Source organism: Marinospirillum sp., assembly GCF_014859565.1.
Map to the genome: position 1 here is coordinate 1 of NZ_JACUUA010000201.1, position 5,682 is coordinate 5,682.

Annotated in this window: 8 protein-coding genes; 2 read left to right on the forward strand and 6 right to left on the reverse strand. The window is 49.0% G+C overall.

What is annotated here, in order from left to right; all coding sequences use genetic code 11:
* A partial coding sequence (locus IBX50_RS16345; RefSeq protein WP_292257363.1) for a hypothetical protein occupies window positions 1-268 on the forward strand: 268 nt, incomplete at its 5' end.
* Window positions 269-289: 21 nt separating this feature from the next.
* On the opposite strand, the gene IBX50_RS16350 is transcribed toward IBX50_RS16345, so the two are convergent.
* From IBX50_RS16350 to IBX50_RS16375, 6 genes are all read right to left on the reverse strand, one after another.
* Window positions 290-1,294, reverse strand: coding sequence for a hypothetical protein (locus IBX50_RS16350; RefSeq protein WP_292257364.1), 1,005 nt, complete (start codon window positions 1,292-1,294; stop codon window positions 290-292).
* Entirely contained in the window at window positions 1,275-1,610 is a 336-nt protein-coding gene (locus tag IBX50_RS16355) for a cell division topological specificity factor MinE (protein ID WP_292257365.1), read from the reverse strand. The genes IBX50_RS16350 and IBX50_RS16355 overlap by 20 nt, the downstream gene beginning before the upstream one ends.
* Window positions 1,607-2,434: a septum site-determining protein MinD gene (minD, locus tag IBX50_RS16360; protein WP_292257366.1), complete on the reverse strand. Its 828-nt coding sequence runs from the start codon at window positions 2,432-2,434 to the stop codon at window positions 1,607-1,609. The genes IBX50_RS16355 and minD overlap by 4 nt, the downstream gene beginning before the upstream one ends.
* Window positions 2,434-2,901 (reverse strand): prepilin peptidase, encoded by a 468-nt coding sequence (locus tag IBX50_RS16365; protein ID WP_292257367.1) that lies wholly within the window; start codon window positions 2,899-2,901, stop codon window positions 2,434-2,436. The genes minD and IBX50_RS16365 overlap by 1 nt, the downstream gene beginning before the upstream one ends.
* A gap of 61 nt (window positions 2,902-2,962) precedes the next feature.
* On the reverse strand, window positions 2,963-4,435 hold the full coding sequence (locus IBX50_RS16370) for a hypothetical protein (RefSeq protein ID WP_292257368.1): 1,473 nt from the start codon (window positions 4,433-4,435) through the stop codon (window positions 2,963-2,965).
* Window positions 4,436-4,609: 174 nt separating this feature from the next.
* The gene (locus tag IBX50_RS16375; protein WP_292257369.1) at window positions 4,610-5,026 is read right to left on the reverse strand and encodes a hypothetical protein; all 417 of its coding nucleotides are present in this window, start codon (window positions 5,024-5,026) and stop codon (window positions 4,610-4,612) included.
* Window positions 5,027-5,136: 110 nt separating this feature from the next.
* Here IBX50_RS16375 and IBX50_RS16380 point away from each other — a divergent pair.
* Window positions 5,137-5,682: hypothetical protein (locus IBX50_RS16380; RefSeq protein ID WP_292257370.1), on the forward strand; the 546-nt coding region annotated here is incomplete at its 3' end.

Sequence of the window (5,682 nt, forward strand, 5' to 3'; positions counted from 1 at the left end):
TTCAAGCATTTTGCTTTGTTTTTTTGTCTCGACAGTACCGCTTGGTTTTCGTCAGCCACTATTCGAGACCCTTGATGTTGCTGTATGGAATACCAGCCGTTATTCACCACCTGCAACCCATGACCGCTACGCGGTCATCCGCTTATATCCCTGCCCGAGCGGACGAGGGTTTACGCGGGTTTTGCTAAGCTGCTTCTTCTCTACGCAGCATAACTGCCAGCACCCGTCTCCTGAAAGCAAAATACCGGCATTGTGCCGGTATTTTTAAGGGGCTTCGCCATCCGATTGCTTAATGTTTAGGGTGACCCAAAATCTCCATCAGCATGGCTTTGTCGCGAGGCCGTCCCGGTAACATCCTTGAATTTCCCTCTGAATCCTTGAAAAATAGGGTCGGGGTTCCTCGGGCATTAAAAGAGATCAGGCGACTGACATTGTTCCGATTTTTCTCTACGCCTTCCGGAGTTATATCATTTGGGCTGATCAGATCATGAATGCCAAGCGCCTTACCCTCAGCGCGAAGCTTTTCATGCTTGCGGAGGGAGGCAAGTGCGTCACCTCCTTTGCCTTGCAAGCCAAGCCAGTAGGCCGACAAATCAGAGCTTTGCTGCGACAGAAAACCAACGGGAATCAGGCGCACCTGAGTGCCTTCTGGAATGCCAATATCTTCTTTATCCTGCCAAAGGCGATTACAGTGCGGACAAAAAGCGTCATGGGTAATGTAGACAATCCGTTTTGGATCGGCCGATCCCATGGCAATATAATTCGTCTCTTCTAAGCGATCCCAGTCTTTGTTAATGTCAAAGGCTTCTTGCTCAGAATCGGAAGACAGCTGCATGCCAATTAGCTGCACAAAGTCCTGACGGGTTTTCATATTGATGATGGCAGGAATCAAATACTGGCCATCCATTGTTGTAAAAACGGGAGCTGTTTGACCATCCGGCAGCTTGACTAGCATGCCAATCAAGCCCGGGATGCGCTGCTCTTCACTCAGATCCAGCATCCCAGCATACTCGGCACCTAGGCTGCTCAGTCCTTCTTGCAGCGCTTTCCCTGGCTGGAATTGATCAGGGTTTATCTGTAGAACCTTCTGTGCCATGGCTGCTGCAAGGCTGCTCCCCGCCTCCGGGGTCGCCTGAGCTTTTGATGGAGTGTTTGCGCTCCCTGTATGCAGCAAAACCGCCATGCCTGCAGCCGCTACCAGCAAGCCAAATGCACCCAAAAAAAGACGACCGCTCTTTTTCTGCTGATACTCCAGCGTACTGGTTGGATCTAACTCAACTTTTTTTTGTGGCATTACTAACCTCACTTTCAATGATGTCAGCCGGCAAGCTGACGTTAATTTCAAGACTCGTCTCTCCGTCTTTGCGCTCATTAACACTGATATCCAGTTGCGTTGTTGCAATGGATAGATGTCGCTCAAGGACAGCCAAAATATCTTGCTGGATCTGGCGCACCTTAAGATCAAGCCCTGGCTGGGTGCCGGACTGGTGCTGAAGGATGATTTTCAGGCGATCTTTCGCTGCGGTTGCAGAGCTTGCGGCAGGTGGCGCCGCCCCCATGACTCGGCGCAACCACTCGTTGCCACCAATCGCTGCGCGTATTGAGTTCACGCAACCTCCTTACGGAACCGGAATAGCTCCCATAAGCGAAATGGCTTTTTGGACTCAGGTATGGTGATTTCCACACCGCCCTCGGTCAGAGCTCTGGCGGCAATCATATAAGCCTGGGCTGCATTGCTGTCTGCATTATCGACAACGACCGGAAAGCCACGGTTGGAGGCGCTCAGAACAGCCTGATCCTCTGGGATGATCCCAATCAAATTCAGGCAGAGAATTTCCTGTATATCATGAATACTCAGCATTTCACCTTTCTTGACTCGCACTGAATCATAGCGGGTCACCAGGAGATGAATAGGCATGGATTCTGCGTGCGCACCTAACACTGTCCTTGAATTCAACATACCGATAATTCGATCAGAGTCGCGCACTGAGGACACCTCCGGATTAACCACCACAATCGCCTCATGGGCGTAGATCATGGCCATCTGAGCGCCCTTTTCTATCCCTGCAGGCGAATCGCACAGGATGTAGTCAAACTGGTTAGATGCTTGGGAGAGAATCGCTTCAACCCCCTCTGTGGTTAACGCATCCTTGTCCTGCGTTTGTGAGGCAGGCAAGACATACAGGTTTTCAAGGTTGCGATCCTTGATGATCGCCTGCTGTAAATTGGCTTGCCCCTGAATGACGTTGATCAGATCGTAAAACACGCGACGCTCACACCCCATGATCAGATCAAGATTTCGAAGACCTACATCGAAATCAATCAGCAGGGTTTTGTGACCTTTTTTGGCAAGTCCGGCACCTAAGGCTGCCGTGGTCGTTGTCTTGCCTACCCCACCCTTTCCGGATGTGACAACAATGATTTTTGCGGGCATTAATTGCTCTCTTTAGTTGGTTGAAAATTCTTAACGCGCTCTTTTATTTGCAGTATCCAGACCTGATGCAGCAATGAGCGCCAAAAGGCCTCCAGCATGCGCAGCCAAATCCATGAAGACATCAAAACAAAAGCCAGCGTTATCTGTAATGATTCCGTGAGCATAAAAATAATCACAGGGAGAGAGGCAAAAGTCAGTTCGCCAATAAAATAAACCGGAGGGATAAATGACCCGCAGTATCGGCAGCGGCCATGCAAGGCCAGCCACGACACGATGGGGATGTTGTCATACCAAGCCAGCGTGTGATCGCAAGACCAGCAGGATGATCTCTGGTGTTTTCTCAATACCAAAGGCCGGTTATAAGGCCCATTACGAGTGCCTAAACGATACCCCATTGCATTGAGAAAACTGCCCCAAGCCAGGCCATACAAAGGAAGTCCCACCATCCATGCCGACCAATGATCCATTGCCACTCCATCATCTTAAAAATGACTTTGCTGGAGTATAGGCTATCCCGTATAGTTTTGGCTATAGATCAGCATCAAAAGAGCGATCCGAGGGAGTGCTCGATGACGAGGGCTGTATATCTATTTCATTCTTGCTGACAAAATCCATGAGTCCATGTTCACCTCCAAGAAACTCCAGCAGTGCGTATGTTTGATCGGGATCACTGTTGCGACCCTTGAAATGGTATGCCTGCACCCCCTCATATACGCGGTCAAAAGCATCCAGATGCATAGGTTCTGCAGATGGCATCCATTTCAGCACGCTGCGCTTAAGACTCTCTTTTTGTTCGATTTCAAACAAATACCGCCGTTCGCCGGGCACGGCCAGCCGCTTTACATGAAGATCCGGATGAGAGGCCCACTGGTTCAGGGTGTCGAGTCCCGCTGATAAATCCATGGTTATGGTTGCACTGCGCTCAACCAGAGCATCCAGGCAAAGCACCATGGCATCCCCTTTAATTCCGGCTCCTTTCACCAGTAATTTCCCCGGCATGGAATCATCCAGAATCAATCCCCGTTCAGCATAGCCAATCAACTGATGAATATCAGGCGCAAAAGACTGCAGAAGCCTCCAGTCAAAAGGGTCGGTCTTGTAGCTGGCTTTGATTTGTCGAAGAATGCTGGTCATGCCCTGGGCACCTTCAATAATCATCATGGATTGACCTGTAGTACGCAGAACATGATCGAGCAGATCCGCTGTTGAGCCTGAAAAGGGATTGTCTTCGCCAGCGGACGCATAGGCTTCTATAATGGATAGCGCCTTTTTCCGCTGCAGAAGGTTTTGCTCAGCCAGCGGATCATTTGCTTCATCAGTACAAACTAATCGCGCAGAGGATGAAAAAGAATTATGGTCATGTACTGCTGCCAGATGAACAGGAATAGGCGTTTTTTTGCTCTGATCCAATGAAAAAATCAATGAGTCTGTCGCCGGGGCAATCAATAAATGCTCTGAAGTAGCAGATATATAACCCCCTCCCTTTTCCCTACCAAGGATGAGTGCTCGCGCCTCTGAAACACTGATATCACCCATTGCAAGTCTTTGGGCTAAAATATTCAGCTGATTGATAGCCTTGGGCGCTGTCATCTGTGCGCTTAAACGATCCATCGCCATATCTAGCGACTCTCCAAGACTAAGCCCGCCGCCCCATGCAAATCCATCTGCACTGATAATCGCCACACCCATGCTGGAGTTGTTAAGCGTCTCCATATCCCAATGATGATGGAATGAGCGAAGTTCTTTGGGAAGGTTCTTTTTGGTGGGTCGCCAACCTTTATCTGATCCCTGCTGGCGCATCAAGGCAACGTATTCATGGTCAGACACGGCGATCGGGCGCTCACTTTCAGTCACTGAAGGCGGTACACCTGACCCGTAAATGCGATCAAGCATTTCCCCTTTGATTGAGCGCCATGCGAGTTGGTCAAGCACCTGGTCTGAATGGTTCTCACGTATCTTCTGAAGGTAAAGTTCAAGCAAGCGACTTGGACGATTAGGCATGAATGATCACCGTTATAGCTTCCATGTTTAGATGACTGCTCCGTGCTTACCTTTTCATGCAGGTCTCAAGCCCGGCATAGGAATTATTGTGCGGAGAGTCTACCACCTGTCCGCAGTATGGCAACCCTTCTTGAGTTCAGTTTTAACACGGCTTTGACCCACATCAAGAGGAATCTAGTTCATCAAAACTTCGACGGCATGGGCGTGCATCTCAGATGCCCAGAACAAAATAAATTGCTTCACATTGGGGGCAATGATCGGATCCTCAGAGATAAAACGGTAAAGAATCCCATCAGGATAGAGCTTGCGCTGGTCCTCCGGAATTCTGGCTGTTTTGACCTTGGCCTCAAGAACAAAACAGCCATCCTCATTCATTGCCAACAGTTGACCTTGAATAGGGGAATCCATTTCAATGATATGCATCTTACGATCTGTTGCCAGTATCGCTTCCATCTGATCATTGGTAAACGTCGTAAAATTCCTGATCTCAATAATTTTTGAATTTAGGTGACTCATCGTTTTGCCCTCGCTGCACGCTACCTGCTGTTTGTAGGGTAAGGATACTGTATTTTCAGTGCCGACCAATTGCACTTTTTTTCTGGTAGGTATTGCAGGTTATTTTGCTTACAGGTTATCCTGTAAGCATCCGAAAGGAAAAGCCATTACATCCATTGATCTGAATCAAAAAAAAGGAAAAACTCATGAAAAAATTGATTAAGGCCTCAATCTTTGTGCTGGGTGCATCTCTCGCTTCAGCTGGCCTGCATGCTGAAGACCGGATTGAAGTGGCTGCAGAAAAAACCCAAAACGAGCAAATGATCAATCGCGCTGCAGGTTACCTGATTCTGGGTAAGCAGCTAACCCCAATGGTGGATGGCTCAGGTATTGGTGTGGATGCCAAAGCTATGGCATCCACTTTCGAGGCCATGAACGGCATGTTCGGCGGCTACCAGGATAATGTTTTCCTGATGGGCGGTGGCCGTTATCTCAGCGGTGATGGCACTCGTAGCTACGGCTACGATTCCAGCCTGGATCAGAAGGAGGACTCCACCTACTTCTCGATGTTTGCAGGTATGGGATACGTGCATGATGTGGGTGGCTTTGATCAAAGCAAAAGCGTCAGTCTGAAGGTCTTTTTGGCTTTAGGTATGGGCTATGCATCTGCTGATACTGAGCATGATGGCTTTAATGATTACACCTTTGAAGACAGCGGTGTGCATGTGCATTACCACTCAGGTCTGCTGCTG

Bases quoted from the DNA above. Each gene is read 5' to 3' on its own strand.
- IBX50_RS16350 (WP_292257364.1), bottom strand. From the start codon at position 1,294: ATGCCACAAAAAAAAGTTGAGTTAGATCCAACCAGTACGCTGGAGTAT.
- minD (WP_292257366.1), bottom strand. From the start codon at position 2,434: ATGCCCGCAAAAATCATTGTTGTCACATCCGGAAAGGGTGGGGTAGGC.
- IBX50_RS16365 (WP_292257367.1), bottom strand. From the start codon at position 2,901: ATGGATCATTGGTCGGCATGGATGGTGGGACTTCCTTTGTATGGCCTG.
- IBX50_RS16370 (WP_292257368.1), bottom strand. From the start codon at position 4,435: ATGCCTAATCGTCCAAGTCGCTTGCTTGAACTTTACCTTCAGAAGATA.